Below are 23,830 nucleotides of genomic sequence, written 5' to 3' on the forward strand. Positions count from 1 at the left end.
AGTCAGTCGGTGGTCGGCAGCTGCCAGGTGAGCGTGCCGCTGTTGGGCTCGCCGGCGGGCGGGTCGGCCAGTGCGGCGCCCGCGGGGAGCAGCAGCCCCAGCGTGACGGCGGTGCCTGCCAGGGCGATTCTGATCCAGCGCGTCATGGTGAGTAGCCAAGCGGGTGCACGCCGTACATGTCAACGAAGTGCGGCCGTTCAGCCGCTCAAACCCGACAGAAGTCGCGCCTTCACCGCCGCGCGATCGATCTTGCCCGGACCGCGAAGAGGCAGCTCAGCGCCGTACTCGACGCGTTTCGGCGTGGCCGCCGCGCCCAGCTCGGCCCGGACCGCCGCGCGCAGTTCGTCCGCTTCGGGAGGTTCACCTTCCGGGACGACCAGCGCCACGACGGCCTCGCCCCATTCCGGGTCCGGCAGCCCGACGACGCACGCGTCCCGCACGCCCGGCCGAGCGCCGAGCACCCGCTCGATCGCGTGGGCGGACACCTTCACGCCGCCGGTGTTGATCATGTCGTCGGCCCGGCCGAGGACCTCGATCCGGCCGTCGTCGTGACGAACCCCACGGTCGGACGTCGTGAACCAGCCGTCGCTGAAGGACTCCGCCGTGAGATCGGGCCGAAGCCGGTAGCCGTGCGCGAGGACGTCGCCGGCGATCCGGATCCGGTCCCCGGTGACGTCGACGCGGACGCCGTCGAGGGGGAAGCCGTCGTAGACGCAGCCGCTCGCGGTCTCGCTCATCCCGTACGCGGGCACGATCCGGACGCCGGCGTCGGCCGCGCGCTCGCGCAGGGCCGCCGACGTCGCCGCCGCGCCGACCACGATCGCGTCGAACGCCTTCGCCGCGGCCAGCCCGGCGCCGCCGTCGTCGAGCAGCCGGACGAGCTGGGTCGGCACCAAAGCCGTGTACCGCGGGCCGCCTTTCAGCTTCGCGGCCGCGGCGGCGAAGTCGTCCGGCCGGAAGCCGGCGCCGGTCAGGAACGCGGGCTCAGTGCCCGCCAGCAGCGACCGGACCAGCACCTGCAGGCCGCCGATGTAGTGCGCCGGGGTCGCGAGCAGCCAGTGCCCCGGCCCGCCGAGGCGCGCGTGCGTGGCCTCGGCGGACGCGGTCAGCGCGCGGGCCGAGAGCAGCACGCCCTTGGGCGCGCCGGTCGAGCCCGAAGTGGCGATGACGACGGCGGTGTCCGGCTCGGCGGGCTCGTCCGGCGTCATCGCGTCGCGCAGCGCGGGGTCGGTGAAGGGCAGTACGGCCAGGCCGCCGCCCAGAGCGTCCGCGACGGCTCCCTTCAGCGCTTCGAGCGCTTCGGGCGAGCCGTCGAGGTGGACGGGGAGCAGCTCAGTAGTAATAGGGGACGTCCTCGAAGTCGGGGTCGCGCTTCTGGAGGAAGGCGTCACGGCCTTCGACGGCTTCGTCCTGCATGTACGCCAGGCGCGTGGTCTCGCCGGCGAACAGCTGCTGGCCGACCATGCCGTCGTCGGTGAGGTTGAACGCGTACTTGAGCATGCGCTGCGCCGTCGGCGACTTGCGGGTGATCTCCCACGCCCAGGTCAGGGCCTCTTTTTCGAGGTCGGCGTGCGGGACGACCGCGTTCACCGCGCCCATCTGGTGCATCTGCTCGGCGGAGTACTCGCGGCCGAGGAAGAAGATCTCGCGGGCGAACTTCTGCCCGACCATCTTCGCCAGGTAAGCCGAGCCGTAGCCGCCGTCGAACGAGCCGACGTCGGCGTCGGTCTGCTTGAACTTCGCGTGCTCGGCCGAGGCGAGCGTGAGATCGCACACGACGTGCAGGGAGTGCCCGCCGCCCGCGGCCCAGCCCGGCACGACCGCGATCACCGGTTTCGGCAGGAACCGGATCAGCCGCTGGACCTCGAGGATGTGCAGCCGGCCGGCCCGCGCGGGGTCCACCGTGTCGGAGGTCTCGCCGCTCGCGTACTGATACCCGGAGCGTCCGCGAATACGCTGGTCACCACCGGAGCAGAACGCCCACCCGCCGTCCTTGGGCGAGGGGCCGTTGCCGGTGAGCAGGACGCAGCCGACGTCCGAGCTCATCCGGGCGTGGTCCAGCGCCCGGTAGAGCTCGTCGACGGTGTGCGGCCGGAAGGCGTTGCGAACCTCCGGACGGTCGAACGCGACGCGCACCACGCGTTTGCCGCCGCGGTTCTCAGCGGAGCGGTGGTAGGTGATGTCGGTGAAGGCGAAACCTTCGACCTCGGTCCACGCGGCGGGGTCGAACAGCTCGGAAACTCGGGCGTCATCCACGTTTGGGAGAATAGGACCTGTGGACATATCCGATCTGTTTGGCGCCTGCCGGTGAACCCTTCCACCGCGCAGGCCAGGGTCATCGTCGACGAACTCGTCCGCAACACCGTCTCGCACGTCGTCCTCTGCCCGGGCTCCCGCAACGCGCCGCTGTCCATCGCGCTGTATGACGCGGCGGCCGCCGGGAAGCTCCGGCTCCACGTCCGCATCGACGAGCGCGGCGCCGCCTTCCTCGCCCTGGGCATCGCCGCGCGCACCGGCCGTCCGGTAGCCGTGCTCTGCACGTCCGGCACCGCGGCCGCGAACTTCCACCCGGCGGTGCTGGAGGCCGACCGCGCCGGCGTCCCGCTGATCGTCCTGACCGCCGATCGGCCGCCCGAGCTGCGCGCGGCCGGGGCGTCCCAGGTCATCGACCAGCACCAGCTTTACGGCGGCGCCGCCCGCTACTTCGACGAGCTGGCCGTCGCCGAGAGGCGGGCCGGCCAGAACTCGTACTGGCGCAGCCAGATCTGCCGGGCCTGGAACGCGGCCTACGGCGAGTGGCGCTGCGGGCCGGTGCACCTGAACATCCCGTTCCGCGAGCCGCTGGTGCCGGACCTCGACGACGACGGCGAATGGTACGAATCGCTCGACGGCCGTCCCGACGGGTCCCGCTGGACCGAGCTGCCGGACTTCGGCGCGCTGCCGTCGTTCGTGGTGCCTTCGGCGCGCCACGGCCTGGTGATCGCGTGCGACACCGGCGTCCAGGCGGCCAGCGAGTGGGCCGAGCAGCACGGCTGGCCGGTGGTGTCGGAGACCGGCGGGCTGGGGCTGTCCGGCGGCACGGCGATCTCGTCCGGCGCGTGGCTGCTGGGTGTAGAGGAGTTCATCGCCAAGCACAAGCCGGAGCAGGTGCTCTGCCTCGGCCGGCCGACCGTGTTCCGGCAGATCCAGAAAGTGATCTCCGACCCGTCGGTCGAGGTCCTGCTGGTGCGCCCGGACTCGGACTGGCCGGCGCCCGCGCACAACGTCCGGCAGGTCGGGCAGTGGTTCGACGAGCCGACGAAGCCGGCCGACCCGGAGTGGCTGGCGAGCTGGCGCCGCGCCGACGCGGCGGCGTCGTCGGCGGTTTCGGCGGTGCTGGACGCGGAGCCGTGGCCTTCGGGGCTGCGGGTGGCGTCCGAGCTGGTGGACGCGCTGCCGGCCGACTCGCTGCTGGTGGTGGGCTCGTCCAACCCGACGCGCGACGTGGCGCTGGCCGGCCGGCTCCGCCCGGACGTCCTGGTGCACCGCAACCGCGGGGTGGCGGGCATCGACGGCACGGTCTCGACGGCGATCGGCGCGGCGTACGTCCACCGCGGCCCGTCGTACGCGCTGCTGGGCGACCTGACGTTCCTGCACGACGCGTCGGGGCTGCTGACGGGCCCGGCGGAGCAGCGCCCGGACCTGACGATCGTGGTGTGCAACGACGACGGCGGCGGCATCTTCTCGCTGCTGGAGCAGGGCGCACCGGAGCACGCGGCGAGCTTCGAGCGGGTGTTCGGGACACCGCACGGCGCGGACCTGGGCGCGTTGTGCGCCGGGTACCGGGTGCCGCACGTGGTGGCGGAGACGCTGACGGAGTTCCGCGCGGCCTTGCGGCCGGCGCCGGGGCTGCGGGTGGTGGAGGTGCGGGTGGACCGGTCGCGGCACCGGGACCTGCACGGCCGGCTGCGGGCCGCGGTGTCCGGCGCGGTGTCGGCGGTCTGACCCGCGGGGTTCGGCCGGTTGATCGGGACGAACCGCCACGTCAACCGGTTTCCGATCTTGATCCCAGTAGGCAAGAACCTTCCTTTGGCTGTACCTGGCACCTCCCTGGCTGGCTACGTTCGAGCGCGCTGAACCTCACCCGTTGGAGGGATTCGAATGCGTGCAAGAACTCGCACCGGCCTCGGTGTGCTCGCGGCCGGGGTCGCCTCGGTGCTGCTCGCCGGCACCGCCAGTGCGGCTCCGGCACCCGGCGCGCCCGGTGTCGGTGACTCGTACTACCCGAACGCCGGCAACGGCGGGACGGACGTGCTGCACTACGACATCCGCCTGACCTACCAGCCCGCGAGCGACGTGCTGGCGGGCACGACGACGCTGCTGCTCACCGCCACGCAGGACCTTTCGCGGTTCGACCTGGACTTCGCGCTCAAGGCGTCGAGCGTGCTGGTGAACAACCGCCCGGCGCAGTTCGCGAACCAGAACGGCAACGGCGAACTCGTCGTCACCCCGGCGCAGCCGCTGCTCAAGGGCCAGACCGCGACCGTCGTCGTCGCCTACTCCGACACCCCGTCGACCGAGCGGGTCGACGGCCTCAACGCCTGGAAGAAGGGCTCCTTCGGCGCCCTCGGCGTCGACGAGCCGCAGAGCTCGGCCTGGTGGTTCCCGGCCAACGACCACCCGACCGACAAGGCGACCTACGACGTCTCCATCGAGGCGCCGGACGACAACGTCGCCGTCACCAACGGCACGCTCGTCCGCAAGACGAAGAGCCGCGCCGGCTGGACCCGCTGGCAGTGGCGCAGCACGAAGCCGCAGGCCACGTACCTGACGTCGTTCATCGTCGGCAAGTACGAGCTGAACCAGTCGACCACGCCGGACGGCAAGCCGTTCATCACGGCGTACGGCTCCGACCTCGGCGACTCGCTGTACGCGGCGAAGGCCAGCGTCGAGCGGACGCCGGAGATCGACGCGTTCCTGGCGACGCAGTTCGGGCCGTACCCGTTCGAGGCCGAGGGCGGTGTCGTCACCACCGGCATCACGTTCTCGCTGGAGAACCAGACCCGGCCGACCTACGGCGCGCGCAACTTCGCGGCGGGCTCCAACACGACGTTGATCGCGCACGAGAACGCCCACCAGTGGTTCGGCGACAACGTCTCGCTCGGCCGCTGGAGCGACATCTGGCTGAACGAGGGCTTCGCGTCCTACGCGGAGTGGCTGTGGTCGGAGCACGAGGGCGAGGGCACGGTCGCCGAGCTCGCGCAGTACACGTACGACTCCAACCCGGCCGACGGCGACCTGTGGAAGCTCGTCCCGGCCGACCCGGGCGCGGACAACCAGTTCGACAACGCCGTGTACGACCGCGGCGCGCTGACGCTGCAGGCGCTGCGGACGGCCGTCGGCGACGAAGCGTTCTTCAAGATCCTTCAGGCCTGGCAGGTCCAGAAGGGCGGCAAGGACGGCCGGATCCAGGAGTTCATCGCGCTGGCCGAGAAGGTTTCGGGCAAGCCGCTGTACGACCTGTTCCAGACGTGGCTGTACACGGCCGGCAAGCCTTCGGTGGGCCCGAACGGCGCTTCGCCGGCGGCGTTCACCGCGCGTGCGGCCTCGGTGAAGCCGAAGTCGTTCGACCAGATTCAGGCGAACCACCGGAATCTCGCCGCCGAACACGCGCACTGAGCGAGACCGCTACGCTCGCGGCGTGAGCACGAGAGGTGAGCGGGTGAGGCGCGTCGGGTGGTGGGTCACCCTCGGCGTCGCCTCGCTCCTCACCGTCATGTGCGTGTGCTTGTTGTTCGCGGCGATCCGCAACGACGGCGCGATCGCGGCCCAGCTCGGCACGGCGAACGCGACGGTCGATTCGGTGGCGTTCGACCGCACGATCATCCACTTCGAGACCCCGGACGGCATCGTCCACAGCCCGGCGAACGGCGTCCTGTACCCGGACGGCCTGGCGGCGGGCCAGCTGGTCCGCATCGAGTACGACGCGACGGACCCGGAGCTGGCCCGGGTGGCCGGCCGGTCGGCGACGTTGACGCTGCTGCCGCTGGGGAGCTTCGTGTTCTTCACGTGGCTGGTGGCGGGGCCGGTGCTGTGGTGGATCCGGCGGCTGAACAAGCGGGCTCACGCCGAGGTTCCGGCCGCCGCCTGACGGGACAGAACCCCGCCACACCCTGGGGGCCGTGCCCTGTCCCAGCTTATCGGCACCGGGCTCCCCGAAGGGGTGACGCGGCAAATCTGTGGACAACCGGACCCGATGTGGACAACTCAGCCTGTCCCGGCCGTCTCCTGCCACCACCCCAGCACCTCGTCCGCCACCCCCGGCGCCGCCACCAGCAAGCCGTCCGTCGGCAGCGCCGTGTCCTCCCCGTGCTTGTCCAGCACCACGGCCCCAGCCTCGATGGCCATCGCCACGGACCCGGCCACGTCCCACTCGTGATAGCTGTGCAGCACCGCCGCGGCCGCGTGCCCCAGCGCGACCTGGGCGATGGACAACGCCGCCGACCCCAGCACCCGCACCCCCGCGTGCGCCGCCGCCGCGCGCTCGATGAATCCGCCCATTCCCGGCCACGGGCCTCGCCGCGCGAACTCCGTGCAGACCAGCGCTCCCGCCGTCACGCAGCGGTCCGTCAGCCGGACCGGCTTGCCGTTCGCGCGGGCCCCCCGGCCGCGCGCGGCCGCGTAGATCTGGGCGCGGTACGGGTCCGCCACCACCCCCACCACCGGCCCCGCCGCGTCGACCAGCGCCAGGCTGTACGCGCACCACGGCACTCCCGCCACGTAATTCGCCGTGCCGTCCACCGAGTCGACCACCCAGCGGTACTCGGCGACGTCCGCGCCGTGGTCGGCGCCGAACTCGTGGCCCACCACCGGGATGCCCGGGAACTCCGCCGTCAGGACGCGGCGCGTGTGCCGCTCCAGGATCCGGTCGGTGTCGGTGACCCAGTCGAACGGGGAGTCCAGGGTGGAAGGGTGCGCGCCGCGGCCGGCGGTCGCGGTGATCACGTCGGTGGCGTCGTTGGCCAGCCGTCCGGCCACTTCGAGCGCCCTCGACAGCAGGCCGGGCTCGACGGGCCGCGGCGGCCGGGAGGACAAGAGGGTCATGCCTGCTTAGTCTGGGTCCCGCTGGTTTCCGGGACACGACCTTGAGATGACATGTCGTGGCCGATCTGTTCCGGCAGCGTTGGCCGAGGTGTCACGCCGTCGCCAGGATCGGGTGCGATCGTCCAAGACGTGCGAGTCGCCATAGTCACCGAAAGTTTCCTGCCCCAGGTGAACGGCGTGACCAACTCCGTCCTGCGGGTCGTCGAGCACCTGCGCGAACGCGCCCACGACGTGCTGATCATCGCTCCTGGCCCCGGCCCGGACTCCTACCGCGGCGCCCCGGTCGTCCGGATCCCCGCGCTCGACTTCCCCGGCGTCAACTCCCTGCCGATCGGCGTGCCGACGCGCACGGTGCTGAACGCGCTGGCCGCGTTCGGCCCGGACGTCGTGCACCTGGCCTCGCCGTTCGTGGTGGGCGCGCGCGGGCTGGCCGCGGCGCGCCGGCTGCGGGTGCCGTCGATCGCCGTCTACCAGACCGACATCGCCGGGTTCGCCGCCGCGTACGGCTTCGGCATCGCCGCGCGGGCCGCCTGGCGCTGGGTGCGGCGGCTGCACTCCCGCGCCGACCGGACCCTCGCCCCGTCCAGCGACGCGGTCGAGCAGCTGGAGCTGCACGGCGTCCCGCGCGTGCACCGCTGGGCGCGGGGCGTCGACATCGAACGGTTCTCCCCGGAGCACGCCGACGCGGCGCTGCGGGCCGAGCTGGCGCCGAACGGCGAGCTGCTCGTCGGGTTCGTCGGCCGGTTGGCGCCCGAGAAGGAGGTCGACCGGCTGGCCGCGCTGGCCGGGATGCCCGGAGTCCGCGTGGTCGTCGTCGGCGACGGCCCGGCGGTGCCCTCGCTCAAGGAACAGCTGCCCGGCGCGGCCTTTCTCGGCGCGAAGTACGGCGACGAGCTCTCGAAGGCGTACGCGAGCTTCGACGTCTTCGTCCACACCGGCCCGCACGAGACGTTCTGCCAGGCGGTGCAGGAGGCGATGGCGTCCGGCCTGCCGGTGCTCGCGCCGGACGCGGGCGGCCCGAAGGACCTCGTCCTGCCCGGCCGCACCGGCTACCTGCTGCCCGCCGACCGCGCGGGGTTCGGCCCGGCGCTCGTCGAGAAGGTCGACGCCCTGCGCGACCCCGCGCTGCGGGCGAGGCTCGGCGAGAAGGCGCGCAAGGTCGTGCTCGGCCGCACCTGGCCCGCCGTCTGCCGCGAGCTGATGGGGCACTACGAAGCCGTGCAGGGCCGGGCCGCCCGCGCGGCCTGACATGCACATCGTCCAGCTCGCGAACTTCTACGGGCCGCGCTCGGGCGGGCTGCGCACGGCACTGCACCACCTCGGCGCCGGGTACGTCGCGAGCGGCCACGAGGTGACGCTCGTCGTGCCCGGCACGCGCTACGCCGACGAGGTCCTGCCGACCGGAGTCCGCCGGTTTTCCTTGCCGGCGCCGAAGCTCCCGGGCACCGGCGGCTACCGCGCCGTCGACCCGCACCGCGTCCGCGCGGTCCTGCGAAGACTCGAACCCGACCGGCTGGAGGTGTCGGACCGGTTGACGCTGCGGGGGATGGGCGGCTGGGCGCGGCGGCACGGCGTCCCGAGCACGGTCATCTCCCACGAGCGCCTCGACCGGCTGCTGGAGCAGTTCCTGTTGCCCGAGCCGGTCGCGCGCCGCGTCGCCGACGCCGCGAACCGCCGGATGGCCGCGAGCTACGACACGGTCGTCTGCACGACGGCGTTCGCGCGCGCCGAGTTCGACCGGATCGCCGCGCCGAACGTCCACCGGGTGCCGCTCGGCGTCGACCTCACGACGTTCCGGCCCGCCATGCGCGACGACGGCTGGCGCACCGGCCTCGCCGGGGGAGCGGACGCGCTCCTCGTCCACTGTGGACGTCTCTCGGCGGAGAAGCACGTGGAACGCAGCGTGGACACTGTCGCGGAGCTGACGGAGGCGGGCGCGCGGGTCCGGCTTGCCGTCGCCGGGGACGGGCCGCGGCGACGCGCGCTGGAGCGGCGCGCGCGGGGGCTGCCGGTGACGTTCCTGGGGTTCCTGTCCGGCCGCGGCGAGGTCGCGCGGCTGCTGGCCAGCGCGGACGTCTCCCTCGCGCCCGGTCCTCACGAGACGTTCGGGCTGGCGGCGCTGGAGGCACTGGCCTCGGGGACGCCGGTGGTGGTGTCGGCGTCGTCGGCGCTGCGGGAGATCGTGCGCCCGGACTGCGGCGCGGCGGTCGACGACCACGCGCCCGCGTTCGCCTCGGCGGTGACGGACCTGCTCGAGAGCCCGGAGGACGTGCGCCGCGCGGCGGCCCGGGCGCGGGCGGAGGAGTTCACCTGGGCGGCCGCAGTGGCCGGAATGCTGGCCGCCTTCCGCTGACCTGGCACTTTTCAGGGACGCGCGTAGCCGGGGTGGACGCCTGGGGTGAGGCCCTGGTCGTCGGCGATCTTCGTCAGGAGGGTGTGGAGCGTCGCGCGCTCGTCGTCGGTGAGCGCCGCGGTGATCGTGCGGTCGTGGGCCGCCGCTGTCCGGGCGATGCGGCCCATCAGCTCCCGACCGGCTGAGCTCAGCTCCAGCGCGTAGAGCCGCCGGTCTTCCGCGTTGCGCCGACGCTCGATCAGGCCGCGCTTCTCCAGGCCGTCGACCAGCGGGACCAGCCGCGTCGCCGGCGTGCCGAGCTGCTTCGCCAGCGCCTGCTGGCTCTGCCCGGGCCGCGACGCGACCAGCCGCAGCAGCCCGACCTGCGGCGGCGTCAGGTCCAGCTCGCCGATCCGCTCGGTGAACCGCATCGCCGCGTGCGCGCCGACCTGGGCGAGCAGGAACGCGCTGCCGAACGGGGAGCCTTCCATGGCCGGAACGATAGTCGTTGACAATTGATTACACCAGTGTAATCGTTTACGTCATGAAACGAATTGCAGTCGTCGCCTACGGCCTGTTCACCGTCGCCGGGGGAGTCCTGGGCGCCACCGGCAGCCGCCCGGACTCGTCCGCCGCCGACGTCGCCGCCTACAACGCCACCCACCAGGGCCTCGTCCAGCTGCTGGCCCTGGTCGTCTTCGGCGCCGGGCTGTCCCTCGCGACCTGGACCGCGGCGGCCGGACCGCCGCGGCTCGGCTTCGCCGGTGGCCTGCTCGCCTCGGGCTCGCTCCTGCTCAGCGGCCTCGCCACTTGGACGGCCGCCCAGATTCCGGACGTCGCCCGCCCCTTCACGTCGCTGGCCTTCGCGAGCGGCGCCTTCGGGTTCGCCGTGCCCCTCGCGCTCCTCATCGCCGCCGTGGCGGGAACCCAGGCGAGATGGCCGGCGATCACCGGCTACGTCGTCGCCGCGGCGGCCGGGCTCTCGATCTTCGGCATGCTGACGCCGGCGCTCTACCCGCTGATCCCGGTGGGACGCTTCGGCGGGCTCATCTGGCTGGTGCTCGCGAGCTTCACCAAGCCGCGCGACTAATCTCAGGTCATGTCACGCGCAAGCCTGGACAAGGACCCGCACGAAGTCGCCGCGATGTTCGACGGCGTCGCGGACGGGTACGACCGGGCGAACTCGTTCATGACCTTCGGCTTCGACCGGCGCTGGCGCACCACCACCGCCCGCGTGCTCGACGCCCGCCGTGGCGAGAAGGTCCTGGACCTCGCCGCCGGCACCGGGGTGTCCACCGTCGAGTACGCCCGCGGTGGCGCCTGGTGCCTGGCCGCGGACTTCTCGTTCGGCATGCTGCGCGCCGGGCTGCACCGCAAGGTCCCGATGGTCGCGGCGGACGCGCTGAACCTGCCGTTCGCCGACGAGAGCTTCGACGCCGTGACGATCTCCCTCGCGCTGCGCAACTTCGTCGACACGAAGGCGGCGCTCACCGAGATCGCCCGCGTGGTCAAGCCGGGCGGCCGGCTGGTGATCTGCGAGGTCTCGACGCCGCCGTTCGCCCCGATCCGGTTCATCCACCGGCGGTTCATGCTGAAGCTGCTGACCTGGGTCGGCAAGCGGACGTCGTCGAACCCCGAGGCGTACTCCTACCTGGCCGAATCGATGCTGGCCTGGCCGGACCAGCGCACGCTCGGCGAGATCATCGCGAGCGCGGGCTGGACCGACGTCGAGTGGTTGAACCTCACATTCGGCGTCGTGGCGATCCACCGCGCGAAGAAGCCTGCCTAAACTCGCGGTATGAGTCGTCGTAGCCCTGACCAGGACGCCGAAGTCATCGTCGTCGGCGCCGGGCCCGCAGGATCCACCGTCGCGACCTACCTGGCCCGAGCGGGCGTCGACGTGTTGCTGCTGGAGAAGACCGAGTTCCCCCGCGAGAAGGTCTGCGGCGACGGCCTGACCCCGCGCGGCGTCAAGCAGCTCATCGACCTCGGCATCGACACGAGCGAGGAAGCCGGCTGGGTGCACAGCCGCGGCCTGCGGATCCTCACCGGCGACCTGACGCTGGAGCTCGACTGGCCGGACTTGACCAGCTACCCGCCGTACGGCGTTTCCCGGACCCGCCACGACTTCGACGACCTCCTCGCGAAGCTCGCGGTGAAGGCGGGCGCGCGGCTGTACGAGCGCACCACGGTCACCGGCGCGATCACCAGCCCGGCCGGGCGCGTGGTCGGTGTCGAGGCGAAGGTCGGCCCGGAGCGGACGCCGGTGCACTACCGCGCGCCGCTGGTCCTGGCCTGCGACGGCGTGTCCGCACGGCTCGCGCTGAGCGTGGGCATCCAGAAGAACGAGAAGCGCCCGATGGGCGTGGCGGTGCGCCAGTACTACAAGAGCCCGCGCCACGACGACCCGTTCATCGAGGGGCACCTCGAGCTGTGGGACCGCTCGGACCCGCGGGACCCGAAGCTGCTGCCGGGCTACGGCTGGGCGTTCCCGCTCGGCGACGGCACGGTGAACGTCGGCCTGGGAATGCTCTCGACGTCGGCGTCGTTCCGGAACACGGACTACCGGGCGCTGCTGCGCCAGTGGCTCGACGGGACGCCGGAGGAGTGGGGCTACCGCGAGGAGAACGCGATCGGCAAGGTCGGCGGCGCCGGCCTCCCGATGGGCTTCAACCGCACCCCGCACTACCGCGACGGGCTCCTGCTGCTGGGCGACGCGGGCGGCATGGTCAGCCCGTTCAACGGCGAAGGCATCTCCGCGGCGATGGAGTCCGCGCAGATCGCGGCGGAGGTCGTCGTCCAGGCCCTGGCCCGGCGCGAAGGACCTTCGCGCGAGCGGGCGCTGGAGGCGTACCCGCGCGCGGTCGGCGAGCTGATGGGCGGCTACTACCGGCTGGGGAACGTGTTCGCGCGGATCATCGGCAAGCCGAAGATCATGCACGCCTGCACGAAGTACGGGCTGCGCATCAACAAGCTCCTGCCGCTGGTCTACAAGGGTTTGTCAGGCTGCTACGACGCCAAGGGCGGCGACGGCGTCGACCGCCTGATCTCGGCCTTGGCCCGCGCCACCCCCACCCCCCGCTGACCCGAGTTCCCGAGCGCCCCAAGGCGGCCTTGGTTGCGTTCAACGCACCGAAGGGCCCCTTGGGTGCGTTGAACGCACCGAAGGCCACATTGGGGCGCTTTTCGCGTGCGGACACTCGGGTGGCGTAGCAAGTTGGCCGTACGGCCAGTGGGATCGGTCACAGGTCAGCGCCCGGATTGTCCGGCCGACGGGCTATCTCGAGAGGCCTTCGCGCAGGTCGCGCGCGGGCCGTTGCCGAGCCGTGACAACGTTGGCGCCGGAGGTTAGGTCACCCTTATAACATGGGGGTCTAGGGACAAGAATGTGAGTCGCGTCCTACACTCCCCCCATGCTTTGTGAATCCCTTCACATCCGCGACGAGTGGCTTGTGAACTATTTCACAAGCACCGCGCGGTCCAGCCACGGGCCGTAAGGAGACCCTGACCCTCGGCGGTGTGACCCAGGTCCCTTAGGGTGCCGACGAGGCCAAGCGGTTCCCACCACAAGCACAACCGCATCGGCGCGGAAAGGATGGCGAAGACCCCGTGCTGACGTTGCTGACCCGAACCGACACGGTGCAGCTGGCGCAAGAGGCCCCCAGCCTGAAGCCCTACCTGCCCATCGTGATCTTGTTCGTCCTGGCGCTCGGCTTCGCCGTGCTGTCGGTGCTGCTGGGCCCGCTCGTCGGCCCCAGCCGCTACAACAAGGCCAAGCTCGCCGCGTACGAGTGCGGGATCGAGCCGTCCCCGCAGCCGCTCGTCGGCGGCGGCCGGATGCCGGTGGCGTACTACATCACCGCGATGCTGTTCATCCTGTTCGACATCGAGATGGTCTTCCTCTACCCGTTCGCCGTGCAGGCGGACGCGCTGGGCACCTTCGGCCTGGTGGAGATCCTGCTGTTCATCGCGACGGTCGGCTTCGCGTACGCCTACGTGTGGCGGCGCGGCGGCCTGGATTGGAACTAGACCCATGGGCCTCGAAGAGAAACTCCCCAACGGCATCCTGCTGGCCAGTCTCGAAGGTCTCGTCAACTGGTCGCGGAAGAACTCGATGTGGCCGGCCACCTTCGGGCTCGCCTGCTGCGCGATCGAGATGATGACCGTCGGCGGCTCCCGCTACGACATCGCCCGCTTCGGCATGGAGCGCTTCAGCGCGACGCCGCGGCAGGCCGACCTGATGATCGTCGCCGGCCGGGTCACCCAGAAGATGGCGCCGGTCCTGCGTCAGATCTACGACCAGATGGCTGAGCCCAAGTGGGTGCTCGCCATGGGCGTCTGCGCCTCCTCCGGCGGCATGTTCAACAACTACGCCGTGGTCCAGGGCGTCGACCACGTCGTGCCGGTCGACATGTACCTGCCCGGCTGCCCGCCGCGGCCGGAGATGCTGCTGGACGCGATCCTCAAGCTGCACGCCAAGATCCAGGACGAGCCGATCAACGCCCGCCGCGCCGCCATCCGCGCCGCCAGCGGGGCCCGCACCGAGCTCGTCGCGTCGTCGATCAAGTACGCGAAGAAGTAGAGCGATGACTGAGAACCCCCAACCCGGCGAAGAGCAGTCCAGCGCCGAACGCGCCGAAACCGGGCTGACGGCCAAGGGTCCCGGCGCGGCCGAGCCCGTAGTCACCGGCCGCGAACGCCAGGGCATGTTCGGCGTGCACGGCTCCGGCGACACCTCCGGCTACGGCGGCGTCCGGCTCCCGGCCTACAGCCCCGCGCCGGCCGAGCGCCCGTACGGCGGCTGGTTCGACCAGTTCGCCGACGAGTTCTACGCGGCCCTGTCGGACCACAAGATCCCCGCCGAAGCGATCCTGCAGACCACGGTCGACCGCGGCGAGATCACCTTCTACGTCGCCCGCGAGCAGCTGCCCGCGATCGCGAAGGTGCTGCGTGACGACGGCGGTCTCCGCTTCGAGCTGCTGTCCTCGGTGTCCGGTGTGGACTACGGCGTCGACGTCCCGCAGCGGCTGCACGCGGTGTACCACTTCACGTCGCTGACCTACCGCCGCCGGATCCGCCTCGAGGTCACCCTCGACGTCGAGGACGCGCACGTGCCGTCGCTGGTCGGGCTCTACCCGACCGCCGACTGGCAGGAGCGCGAGGCCTGGGACATGTTCGGCATCGTCTTCGACGGCCACCCGGCGCTGACCCGCATCCTCATGCCGGACGACTGGGACGGTCACCCCCAGCGCAAGGACTACCCGCTCGGCGGGATCCCGGTCGAATACAAGGGCGCGGAGATCCCGCCGCCGGACCAGCGGAGGTCGTACTCGTGAGCACCCGCCGACGTACTTCCTCCCGCGGAGGCGAAATTGAGCACTGAGAACCTGTCCGACGTCACCACGGGCACGTCGACCACCGAGACCGGCAGCGACAGCACCGACGACGTCAACTACGCCGACTCCCGCGACACCACCGAAGGCCGCGTCTACTCGGTCTCCGGCGGCGACTGGGACGACGTCATCGCCGACGCGGCGCACGACGAGCGCATGGTCATCAACATGGGCCCGCAGCACCCGTCGACGCACGGCGTGCTCCGGCTCGTGCTGGAGATGGAGGGCGAGACCGTCACGCAGCTGCGGTCGGTCATCGGCTACCTCCACACCGGCATCGAGAAGAACTGCGAGTACCGGACCTGGACCCAGGGCGTCACCTTCGTGACGCGCATGGACTACCTGGCGCCGCTGTTCACGGAGATGGCGTACTGCCTCGGGGTCGAGAAGCTGCTCCAGATCGAGGTCCCGCGCCGCGCGCAGCTGCTGCGCGTGATGCTGATGGAGATCAACCGGATCGGCTCGCACCTGGTCTACATCGCCACCGGCGGCATGGAGCTCGGCGCCACCACCGCGATGACGCTCGGCTTCCGCGAGCGCGAGGTCGTCCTGCACCTGCTGGAGCACCTCACCGGCCTGCGCATGAACCACGCGTTCATCCGCCCCGGCGGCCTCGCGCAGGACATGCCCGAGGACTACCGCGAGAAGGTCACCGAATTCGTCAAGACGATGAAGGAACGCCTTCCGCTGTACGACAAGCTCTTCACCGGCCAGCCGATCTGGCGCAACCGGCTCAAGGGCGTCGGGTACCTGCCGGTCGACGCGTGCCTCGCGCTCGGCGTCACCGGTCCGGTGCTGCGCAGCGCCGGCCTCCCGTGGGACCTGCGCAAGACCGAGCCGTACTCCTGCTACGACGAGTTCGACTTCGACGTCCCGGTCGACAACGGCGCCGACTGCTGGTCGCGCTACCTGATCCGGGTGCACGAGATGCACGAGAGCCTCAAGATCATCGAGCAGTGCCTGGAGAAGCTCGAGCCGGGCCCGGTCATGGTCGAGGACAAGAAGGTCGCCTGGCCCGCGCAGCTGTCCATCGGCAGCGACGGCATGGGCAACTCGCTCGAGCACGTCAAGAAGATCATGGGCCAGTCGATGGAGTCCCTGATCCACCACTTCAAGCTGGTCACCGAGGGCTTCAAGGTGCCGGCGGGTCAGGTCTACGCGGCGGTCGAGTCGCCGCGCGGCGAGCTGGGCGCGCACCTGGTGTCCGACGGCGGCACGCGGCCGCTGCGGGTCCACGTGCGCGAACCGAGCTTCGTGAACCTGCAGTCGATGCCCGCCATGGCCGAAGGCGGCCTGGTCGCGGACGTGATCGCCGCGATCGCCTCGATCGACCCCGTCATGGGGGGAGTGGACCGATGACCTCAGCTGTTCCCGAACCGGGCCCGAAGGACGCTGCGACGACGTACGCCGCGGCCGGGCCGGACGTCGACGTCGTCGCCATCGCGCCCGACCCCGTGGTCGCCGCCGGCATCATCGAAGACACGCCGCTCGAAGACATCTTCGACGAAGGCGTCGTCGCGCGGGCCCACGACCTGATCGCGCGCTACCCGCAGTCCCGCTCGGCGCTGCTGCCGCTGCTGCACCTCGTGCAGTCGGTGCAGGGCTACGTCAGCCAGGAGGGCATCGCGTTCTGCGCGGCGCAGCTCGAGCTGTCGGACGCCGAGGTCAGCGCGGTCGCGACGTTCTACACGATGTACAAGCGCAAGCCGTGCGGTGAGCACCTCGTGAGCGTCTGCACCAACACGCTCTGCGCGGCCATGGGTGGCGACGCGATCTACAAGAGGCTCCAGACGCACCTCGGTTCCGAGGAAGACCCGCTGGGGCACAACGAGACCGCGGGTACGCCGAACGAGCCGGGCTCGGTCACCCTCGAGCACGCCGAGTGCCTCGCGGCCTGCGACCTCGCGCCGGTCATCCAGGTCAACTACGAGTACTTCGACAACCAGACCGAGGACAAGGCCGTCGCGCTGGTCGACGCGCTGCGGGCGGGCAAGAAGCCGGCCCCGACGCGCGGCGCGCCGCTGTCGAGCTTCCGGGGCGCCGAGCTGCAGCTCGCCGGGTTCTTCCCGGAGGACGAACGCCAGTACCGCACGGACGTCGACGGTCCTTCGCAGGCTGTCGAAACCCTGCGGGGCGCGCAGATCGCGCAGGAGCGCGGCTGGGTCGCGCCCGTCGCGCAAGACGTTCCGCTGCCTGAAGTGGAGAAGAAGTAATGGCAGATCCCATTACGCCGGTCCTCACGAAGCGCTGGCTGTCGCCGAACTCCTGGCAGATCGGGACGTACGAGGCGCTCGAGGGCTACACGGCCGTCCGCAAGGCCCTGGCCGGGACGCCGGAGCAGCTCGTCCAGCTGGTCAAGGACTCCGGCCTGCGCGGCCGCGGCGGCGCGGGCTTCCCGGCCGGCATCAAGTGGTCGTTCATGCCGCCGAACTTCGACAAGCCGCACTACCTGGTGATCAACGCCGACGAAGGCGAACCGGGTACCTGCAAGGACATCCCGCTGATGATGGCGGACCCGCACTCGCTCATCGAGGGCTGCATCATCGCCTCGTACGCGATGCGGTCCAACCACTGCTTCATCTACGTCCGCGGCGAGGCGCTGCACTGCATCCGCCGCCTCAACGCGGCCGTGCGCGAGGCCGAAGCGGCGGGCTACCTGGGCGAGAACATCCTCGGCTCCGGCTTCGACCTCAAGATCACCGTCCACGCGGGCGCGGGCGCGTACATCTGCGGCGAAGAGACCGCGCTGCTCGACTCGCTCGAAGGCCGTCGTGGCCAGCCGCGGCTCAAGCCGCCGTTCCCCGCCGCAGCAGGTCTTTACGCCGCGCCGACCACGGTCAACAACGTCGAGACCATCGCGAGCGCGCCGTTCATCGTCAACGGCGGATCGAGCTGGTTCCGCGAGATGGGCCGCGAGAAGTCGCCCGGCCCGAAGATCTACTCGATCTCCGGTCACGTCGAGAAGCCCGGCCAGTACGAGTGCCCGCTCGGTACCACGCTGCGCGAGCTCCTCGACATGGCGGGCGGCATGAAGGACGGCGTCCCGCTCAAGTTCTGGACCCCGGGCGGCTCCTCCACCCCGATGTTCACCGCCGAGCACCTCGACGTTCCCCTGGACTTCGAAGGTGCGGCGGAAGCCGGGTCGATGCTGGGCACGACCGCCGTGCAGGTCTTCAACGAGACCGTGTCGGTGCCCTGGGCCGTGATGAAGTGGACGCAGTTCTACGAGCACGAGTCCTGCGGCAAGTGCACGCCGTGCCGTGAGGGCACGTACTGGCTGGCGCAGATCCTCGAGCGGATGGTCGAGGGCCACGGCACCGAAGAGGACATCGACACCCTCCTCGACGTCTGCGACAACATCCTCGGCCGGTCGTTCTGCGCCCTCGGCGACGGCGCGGTGTCGCCGATCCAGAGCGGCATCAAGTACTTCCGCGAGGAGTTCCTCGCGTTGTGCGAGAAGAACCGGCACGAACAGACCAAGCCCGAACTCGTGGGAGCGCAGGCATCATGACGATCGCCCCCGACAAGCCCGAGACGGCCGAGACGGTGGTCCCCGAGGGCCACGTGAAGCTGGTCATCGACGGCGAAGAGGTCATCGCCCCCAAGGGCGAGCTGCTGATCCGCACGGCCGAACGCCTCGGCACGGTCATCCCGCGGTTCTGCGACCACCCGCTCCTCTCGCCGGCGGGCGCCTGCCGCCAGTGCCTGGTCGAGGTCGAGATGGGCGGCCGGCCGATGCCGAAGCCGCAGGCGTCCTGCACGATGACCGTCGCCGACGGCATGGTCGTCAAGACGCAGCTGACGTCGCCGGTCGCGGACAAGGCCCAGCAGGGTGTGATGGAGCTGCTGCTCATCAACCACCCGCTGGACTGCCCGATCTGCGACAAGGGCGGCGAGTGCCCGCTGCAGAACCAGGCGCTGGCCCACGGCCGCACGGAGTCGCGGTTCGTCGACACGAAGCGGACGTTCCCGAAGCCGCTGCCGATCTCGACGCAGGTGCTCCTGGACCGCGAACGCTGCGTCCTTTGCCAGCGCTGCACCCGGTTCTCCAGCGAGATCGCCGGCGACCCGTTCATCGAGCTCCTCGAACGCGGCGCCCACCAGCAGATCGGCACCGCGGAGACGGCGGACGTCCTGGACCTGGCTTCGCGGACGACGTCCGGCCAGCCGTTCCAGTCCTACTTCTCCGGCAACGTCATCCAGATCTGCCCGGTCGGCGCCCTCACGAGCGCCGCCTACCGGTTCCGCTCCCGCCCGTTCGACCTCGTGTCCTCGCCAAGCGTCTGCGAGCACTGCTCGTCCGGCTGTGCCGAGCGCACCGACTTCCGGCGCGGCAAGGTCCAGCGCAAGCTGGCCGGCGACGACCCCGAGGTCAACGAGGAGTGGATCTGCGACAAGGGCCGCTTCGCCTTCCGCTACACCGGCGCCGAGGACCGCATCCGGCGTCCGCTGGTCCGCAACCGCGAGACCGGTGAGCTGGCGGAAGCGTCCTGGACCGACGCGCTGCGCGCCGCGGCCGCCGGTCTCGTCGAGGCCCGCGCGAACGGCGGCGTCGGCGTCCTGCCCGGTGGCCGGTTGACCGTCGAGGACGCCTACGCGTACTCGAAGTTCGCCCGCGTCGCGCTGCAGACCAACGACGTCGACTTCCGCGCCCGGCCGCACTCGGCCGAGGAGCTGGCCTTCCTCACCTCGCACGTCGTGGGCGTGACGCCGGAGTCCGGCGTCACCTTCACCGAGATCGAGCGGGCCCGCACGGTCCTGTGCGTGGCGTTCGAGCCCGAGGACGAGGCGCCGATCGTGTTCCTGCGGCTGCGCAAGGCGGCCCGCAGGAACCGCACCCGGGTCGTCCACTTGGGACAGTGGACGACGTCGTCGGTGCGCAAGACGTTCGGCGAGCTGCTCGCCTGCGTCCCCGGCCAGGAGGCCGCGGCCGTCGAAGCCATCGCCAAGCACGCGCCGGACCTCGACGAGGGGCTCCGCGGCGAAGGCGCCATCGTCCTGGTCGGCGAGCGCGCCGCCCAGGTGCCCGGTCTGTTCTCCGCGCTGCACGACCTGGTCGAGCGCACCGGCGTCCGGCTCGCGTGGATCCCGCGCCGCGCCGGCGACCGGGGCGCGCTGGCGACCGGCTGCGTGCCGACGCTGCTGCCGGGTGGGCACCGGGTGGGCGACGACGCGGCCCGCGTCGCCGTCGAAAACGCCTGGGGCGTCCCGATCCCGGCCACGCCGGGTCGCGACACCACCGGCATCCTGCAGGCTGCTTCGGGCCGTGAGCTCGGCGGCCTGATCGTCGGTGGCGTCGACCCGTTCGACCTGCCGGACCCGGACCTCGCGCTGCGCGCGCTGGACGGCGCCGGCTTCGTCGTCAGCCTCGAACTCCGCCACAGCGCGGTGACCGAGCGCGCGGACGTCGTGCTCCCGGTGGCCGCCTCCGACGAGAAGGCGGGCAGCTACCTCAACTGGGAGGGCCGCACCCGCCCGTTCGACGTCACCCTCGAGGGCACCGGCGCCCTGCCGGACTGCCGGGTGCTCGACACCCTCGCCGTCGAGATGGACGCCGACCTGTTCACGCAGACGCCGGCGGCCGCCCGCGGTGACTTCGAGAAGCTCGCCCCGGCCTCGGCCCTGCGTTGGGGCAACGTCGCCGCCGAGACCGGCGGGGCCACCGCGGCTCCGGGCGCCGGCCAGGCGGTCCTGTCGAGCTGGCGCCAGCTGATCGACAACGGGTCGCTGCAGGACGGCGAGCCGCACCTGAAGGGCACTCAGCGCACGTCGGTCGCGCGGCTGTCCGCGAAGACCGCCGAAGGGCTGGGCACGACCGTGAAGGTGAGCACCGAACGCGGTGCGATCACGCTGCCGGTGGAGATCGCGGACCTGCCCGACGGCGTCGTGTGGCTGCCGGGCAACTCCGACGGCTCCGCCGTGTTCAAGACGCTCGGCGCCGGGCACGGCGCCGTCGTGAACCTCGCTGGGGGTGAACAGTGACACCGTTGTTGACCGAGGCTGCTGTCGGGAGCGTCCCGGACGCGGCGACGCGGGCGGCGCTGCTGGCGGACGACCCGTTGTGGCTGATCCTGCTCAAGTGCGTGGTCGTCCTGCTGATCGGCCCGATCCTGACGATCCTGCTGATCGTCTGGGAGCGCAAGGCCGTCGGCCGGATGCAGAACCGGCCGGGTCCCAACCGCGTCGGCCCGAACGGTTACCTGCAGTCCCTGGCGGACGCGATCAAGCTGCCGTTCAAGGAACAGATCATCCCGGACACCGCCGACCGCAAGGTGTACTTCCTCGCGCCGGTCATGTGCGTGGTGCCCTCGCTGATCGCGCTGTCGGCCATCCCGTTCGGCCCGGTCGTGTCGATCTTCGGCGAGCGGACCGTGCTGCAGCTGCTCGACCTGCCGGTCAGCGCGCTGGTGATCCTGGCCTGCTCCTCGATCGGCGTCTACGGCATCGTGCTCGCCGGCTGGTCGTCCGGCTCGCCGTACCCGCTGCTCGGCGGCATGCGCAGCGCGGCGCAGGTGATCTCTTACGAGATCGCGATGGGCCTCTCGATCGTCGCGGTGATCCTGCAGGCCGGTTCGCTGAACCTGGCCGACATCGTCGGCGCGCAGCACAAGGCGTGGTTCCTCTACCTGGTCCCGAGCTTCGTGATCTACCTGATCTCGATGGTCGGCGAGACCAACCGCGCCCCGTTCGACCTCCCCGAGGCCGAGTCGGAGCTGGTCGGCGGCTTCCACACCGAGTACAGCTCGATGAAGTTCGCGATGTTCTTCCTCGCCGAGTACGTCAACATGGTGATCGTCTCGGCGTTCGCGACGACGTTGTTCCTCGGCGGCTGGATGGCCCCGTGGCCGCTGTCGCTGATCGGGAACAACGTCCTCAACACCGGCTGGTGGCCGGTGCTGTGGTTCTTCGCGAAGATGTTCATCCTGCTGTTCGGGTTCATCTGGCTGCGCGGCACGCTGCCCCGCCTGCGCTACGACCAGTTCATGCGCCTGGGCTGGAAGGTCCTGGTCCCGCTGAACCTGGTGTGGATCGTCATGGTGACCTTCGCGAAGGTCATCACCTGGAACACCGCGTCGATCATCATCGCCGCGGTCGCCATCTTCATCGTCATCGCCCTGTTCTTCTACGTCCGCGCGGCGGGCCGCGAAGAGGAGAGCGAGACCATTCCGGTGACCGGCGGCGGTTTCCCGGTCCCGCCGCTGGACCTCAAGGTCCCGCAGACCACCCCGCGTCAGAAGGCCTTGGCCAAGGCCGAGGCGAAGGCGGCCCGCCGCAAGCCGGCGGCCGTCGGTACCGCAAAGGAAGGAGCGCAAGATGGGGTTTCTTGATCCCGTCAAGGGCTTCGGCGTCACCTTCGGGATGATGTTCAAGAAGGTCGCCACCGAGGAGTACCCCGAGGCCGGCGCCCCCGCCGCCCCGCGGTACCACGGACGGCACCAGCTGAACCGCCACCCGGACGGCCTCGAGAAGTGCGTCGGCTGCGAGCTGTGCGCGTGGGCGTGCCCGGCGGACGCGATCTTCGTCGAGGGCGGTGACAACACCGAGGAAGCCCGGTTCTCCCCGGGCGAGCGGTACGGCGCGGACTACCAGATCAACTACCTGCGCTGCATCGGCTGCGGCCTCTGCGTCGAGGCGTGCCCGACGCGGTCGCTGACGATGATCAACTTCTACGAGCTGGCCGACGACGACCGCCAGCGGCTGATCTACACGAAGGAAGACCTGCTCGCCCCGCTGCTGCCCGGCATGGAGCAGCCGCCGCACCCGATGCGGCTGGGCGAGAACGAGCAGGACTACTACGTCAACGGTCCCGAGCTGGCACGCGGGGAGGGCGTCAAGTGATCGCCGCACTCCTGGCCCAGGCTCCGACGGGCGCCGCGGCCGGCGTCTCGACGGGCGAGGCCATCGCGTTCTGGATCCTCGGCCCGCTCTGCCTGCTCGGCGGGCTCGGCATGATCTTCTCCCGCAACGCCGTCCACTCGGCGCTGTGGCTGGTGCTCACGATGTTGAGCCTGGGCGCGCTGTACATGATCCAGTCGGCGCCGTTCCTGGGCTTCACCCAGATCATCGTCTACACCGGCGCGATCATGATGCTGTTCCTGTTCGTGCTGATGCTGGTCGGCCGCGAGAGCTCCGACTCGGTCGTCGAGGTCCTGCGTGGACAGCGGCTCGCCGCCACCGTGCTCGGCATCGGGATGGCCGCGCTGCTGGCGACCGGCATCTACCGGGCGCTGGCCAACGTCACCCCGGCGATCCCGCTCGACTCGACGTCGTCCGCGGGCGGCGGGCCGAAGGGCCTGGGCCGGCTGATCTTCACCGACTACCTGTTCCCCTTCGAGCTGACGTCGGCGCTGCTCATCACCGCCGCCATCGGCGCGATGGTGCTGGCCTTCACCGACCGGCACGGCAAGGGCGGCAAGCTCACGCAGAAGGAGCTCGTGCTGCTGCGCTTCCGCGGTGAGCACGACCGGCCCTCGCCGCTGCCCGGCCCGGGTGTCTTCGCCACCGCCAACTCGGTCGCGACGCCGGCGCTGCTCCCGGACGGCTCGATCGCCCCGGAGTCCCTCTCGGCGATCATCGAGTCCACCTCGGCGATCGAGCTGGCGAAGGAACGCAAGCTGGTGGCGGACGACACGCCGCACCCCGACGCGCACGCGCTGGTCGGCTCGGACTCTTCGGAAACCCAGGGGGAGAAGGAATGACCCCGACGTACTACCTGCTGCTGTCGGCGCTGCTGTTCGCGCTCGGCGCGGTCGGCGTGCTGGTGCGGCGCAACGCGATCGTCGTGTTCATGTGCATCGAGCTGATGCTCAACGCCGTGAACCTGTCGCTGGTCACGTTCGCCCGGATCAACGGCGGGCTCGACGGCCAGATCATGGCGTTCTTCGTCATGGTCGTGGCGGCCGCCGAGGTCGTGGTCGGCCTGGCGATCATCATGGCCATCTTCCGCACCCGGCGCTCGGCTTCGGTCGACGACACCAACCTGCTGAAGTACTAGTGCCGCCTCATCCCCACCGCCCACCCT

At 71.0% G+C, this 23,830-nt stretch carries 24 protein-coding genes; 19 read left to right on the forward strand and 5 right to left on the reverse strand.

Annotated features, from left to right (window positions below; translation table 11 throughout):
- Positions 1-2: 2 nt before the first annotated feature.
- Genes AB0N03_RS14480 through AB0N03_RS14490 form a run of 3 tightly spaced genes read right to left on the reverse strand, consistent with a single transcriptional unit; the run spans position 3 to position 2,256 of the window.
- The gene (locus AB0N03_RS14480; protein ID WP_364370606.1) at positions 3-146 is read right to left on the reverse strand and encodes a hypothetical protein; all 144 of its coding nucleotides are present in this window, start codon (positions 144-146) and stop codon (positions 3-5) included.
- 51 nt (positions 147-197) lie between these two features.
- Positions 198-1,331 carry an o-succinylbenzoate--CoA ligase gene (gene menE, locus AB0N03_RS14485; RefSeq protein WP_364370999.1) on the reverse strand — a complete coding sequence of 378 codons (1,134 nt, stop codon included), beginning with the start codon at positions 1,329-1,331 and terminating at the stop codon, positions 198-200.
- A gap of 1 nt (position 1,332) precedes the next feature.
- Entirely contained in the window at positions 1,333-2,256 is a 924-nt protein-coding gene (locus tag AB0N03_RS14490; RefSeq protein ID WP_364370609.1) for a 1,4-dihydroxy-2-naphthoyl-CoA synthase, read from the reverse strand.
- A 51-nt stretch (positions 2,257-2,307) separates the two neighbouring features.
- Here AB0N03_RS14490 and menD point away from each other — a divergent pair, with 51 nt between their 5' ends.
- From menD to AB0N03_RS14505, 3 genes are all read left to right on the forward strand, one after another.
- Positions 2,308-3,984 carry a 2-succinyl-5-enolpyruvyl-6-hydroxy-3-cyclohexene-1-carboxylic-acid synthase gene (gene menD / locus AB0N03_RS14495; RefSeq protein ID WP_364370612.1) on the forward strand — a complete coding sequence of 559 codons (1,677 nt, stop codon included), beginning with the start codon at positions 2,308-2,310 and terminating at the stop codon, positions 3,982-3,984.
- 156 nt (positions 3,985-4,140) lie between these two features.
- Complete coding sequence (locus AB0N03_RS14500; protein ID WP_364370614.1) at positions 4,141-5,658, forward strand: M1 family metallopeptidase; 1,518 nt, start codon at positions 4,141-4,143, stop codon at positions 5,656-5,658.
- 22 nt (positions 5,659-5,680) lie between these two features.
- Entirely contained in the window at positions 5,681-6,130 is a 450-nt protein-coding gene (locus tag AB0N03_RS14505) for a DUF3592 domain-containing protein (protein WP_364370617.1), read from the forward strand.
- A gap of 116 nt (positions 6,131-6,246) precedes the next feature.
- On the opposite strand, the gene AB0N03_RS14510 is transcribed toward AB0N03_RS14505, so the two are convergent.
- Positions 6,247-7,083, reverse strand: a complete 837-nt coding sequence (locus tag AB0N03_RS14510) for an inositol monophosphatase (protein ID WP_364370620.1) — start codon at positions 7,081-7,083, stop codon at positions 6,247-6,249.
- Positions 7,084-7,260: 177 nt separating this feature from the next.
- Here AB0N03_RS14510 and AB0N03_RS14515 point away from each other — a divergent pair, with 177 nt between their 5' ends.
- Both AB0N03_RS14515 and AB0N03_RS14520 read left to right on the forward strand, forming a co-directional pair.
- Positions 7,261-8,331, forward strand: coding sequence for a glycosyltransferase family 1 protein (locus AB0N03_RS14515; RefSeq protein WP_364370623.1), 1,071 nt, complete (start codon positions 7,261-7,263; stop codon positions 8,329-8,331).
- Position 8,332: 1 nt separating this feature from the next.
- Positions 8,333-9,436: a glycosyltransferase gene (locus AB0N03_RS14520; protein ID WP_364370626.1), complete on the forward strand. Its 1,104-nt coding sequence runs from the start codon at positions 8,333-8,335 to the stop codon at positions 9,434-9,436.
- Between the two features lie 11 nt (positions 9,437-9,447).
- Here the strand turns inward: AB0N03_RS14520 and AB0N03_RS14525 are convergent, their stop codons facing one another.
- Positions 9,448-9,906, reverse strand: coding sequence for a MarR family transcriptional regulator (locus AB0N03_RS14525; protein WP_364370629.1), 459 nt, complete (start codon positions 9,904-9,906; stop codon positions 9,448-9,450).
- Between the two features lie 53 nt (positions 9,907-9,959).
- Here AB0N03_RS14525 and AB0N03_RS14530 point away from each other — a divergent pair, with 53 nt between their 5' ends.
- The 14 genes from AB0N03_RS14530 to nuoK all read left to right on the forward strand — a co-directional run bounded on the left by AB0N03_RS14530 (position 9,960) and on the right by nuoK (position 23,803).
- Positions 9,960-10,505 (forward strand): DUF4386 domain-containing protein, encoded by a 546-nt coding sequence (locus AB0N03_RS14530; RefSeq protein ID WP_364370632.1) that lies wholly within the window; start codon positions 9,960-9,962, stop codon positions 10,503-10,505.
- 9 nt (positions 10,506-10,514) lie between these two features.
- Entirely contained in the window at positions 10,515-11,204 is a 690-nt protein-coding gene (locus AB0N03_RS14535; RefSeq protein ID WP_364370635.1) for a demethylmenaquinone methyltransferase, read from the forward strand.
- Positions 11,205-11,213: 9 nt separating this feature from the next.
- Positions 11,214-12,500 carry a geranylgeranyl reductase family protein gene (locus AB0N03_RS14540; RefSeq protein ID WP_364370638.1) on the forward strand — a complete coding sequence of 429 codons (1,287 nt, stop codon included), beginning with the start codon at positions 11,214-11,216 and terminating at the stop codon, positions 12,498-12,500.
- Between the two features lie 524 nt (positions 12,501-13,024).
- Positions 13,025-13,444 carry an NADH-quinone oxidoreductase subunit A gene (locus tag AB0N03_RS14545; protein WP_364370641.1) on the forward strand — a complete coding sequence of 140 codons (420 nt, stop codon included), beginning with the start codon at positions 13,025-13,027 and terminating at the stop codon, positions 13,442-13,444.
- A gap of 4 nt (positions 13,445-13,448) precedes the next feature.
- Entirely contained in the window at positions 13,449-13,997 is a 549-nt protein-coding gene (locus AB0N03_RS14550; RefSeq protein ID WP_155548771.1) for an NADH-quinone oxidoreductase subunit B, read from the forward strand.
- Between the two features lie 4 nt (positions 13,998-14,001).
- On the forward strand, positions 14,002-14,751 hold the full coding sequence (locus AB0N03_RS14555) for an NADH-quinone oxidoreductase subunit C (RefSeq protein ID WP_364370644.1): 750 nt from the start codon (positions 14,002-14,004) through the stop codon (positions 14,749-14,751).
- Between the two features lie 36 nt (positions 14,752-14,787).
- Positions 14,788-16,167: an NADH-quinone oxidoreductase subunit D gene (locus tag AB0N03_RS14560; RefSeq protein WP_364370647.1), complete on the forward strand. Its 1,380-nt coding sequence runs from the start codon at positions 14,788-14,790 to the stop codon at positions 16,165-16,167.
- Positions 16,164-17,021: an NADH-quinone oxidoreductase subunit NuoE gene (gene nuoE / locus AB0N03_RS14565; protein ID WP_364370650.1), complete on the forward strand. Its 858-nt coding sequence runs from the start codon at positions 16,164-16,166 to the stop codon at positions 17,019-17,021. Before AB0N03_RS14560 ends, nuoE begins: the two co-directional genes overlap by 4 nt.
- On the forward strand, positions 17,021-18,319 hold the full coding sequence (nuoF, locus tag AB0N03_RS14570; RefSeq protein ID WP_364370653.1) for an NADH-quinone oxidoreductase subunit NuoF: 1,299 nt from the start codon (positions 17,021-17,023) through the stop codon (positions 18,317-18,319). Before nuoE ends, nuoF begins: the two co-directional genes overlap by 1 nt.
- On the forward strand, positions 18,316-20,790 hold the full coding sequence (locus AB0N03_RS14575; protein WP_364370656.1) for an NADH-quinone oxidoreductase subunit G: 2,475 nt from the start codon (positions 18,316-18,318) through the stop codon (positions 20,788-20,790). The genes nuoF and AB0N03_RS14575 overlap by 4 nt, the downstream gene beginning before the upstream one ends.
- On the forward strand, positions 20,787-22,136 hold the full coding sequence (gene nuoH, locus AB0N03_RS14580; protein ID WP_364370659.1) for an NADH-quinone oxidoreductase subunit NuoH: 1,350 nt from the start codon (positions 20,787-20,789) through the stop codon (positions 22,134-22,136). The genes AB0N03_RS14575 and nuoH overlap by 4 nt, the downstream gene beginning before the upstream one ends.
- Positions 22,123-22,647, forward strand: coding sequence for an NADH-quinone oxidoreductase subunit NuoI (nuoI, locus tag AB0N03_RS14585; protein ID WP_020643108.1), 525 nt, complete (start codon positions 22,123-22,125; stop codon positions 22,645-22,647). The genes nuoH and nuoI overlap by 14 nt, the downstream gene beginning before the upstream one ends.
- Entirely contained in the window at positions 22,644-23,507 is an 864-nt protein-coding gene (locus AB0N03_RS14590; RefSeq protein WP_364370662.1) for an NADH-quinone oxidoreductase subunit J, read from the forward strand. The genes nuoI and AB0N03_RS14590 overlap by 4 nt, the downstream gene beginning before the upstream one ends.
- Positions 23,504-23,803 (forward strand): NADH-quinone oxidoreductase subunit NuoK, encoded by a 300-nt coding sequence (nuoK, locus tag AB0N03_RS14595; protein ID WP_003081840.1) that lies wholly within the window; start codon positions 23,504-23,506, stop codon positions 23,801-23,803. The genes AB0N03_RS14590 and nuoK overlap by 4 nt, the downstream gene beginning before the upstream one ends.
- Positions 23,804-23,830 lie beyond the last annotated feature (27 nt).

The sequence above is a fragment of the Amycolatopsis sp. NPDC051061 genome, assembly GCF_040682935.1.
Classification (GTDB): Bacteria; Actinomycetota; Actinomycetes; order Mycobacteriales; family Pseudonocardiaceae; genus Amycolatopsis.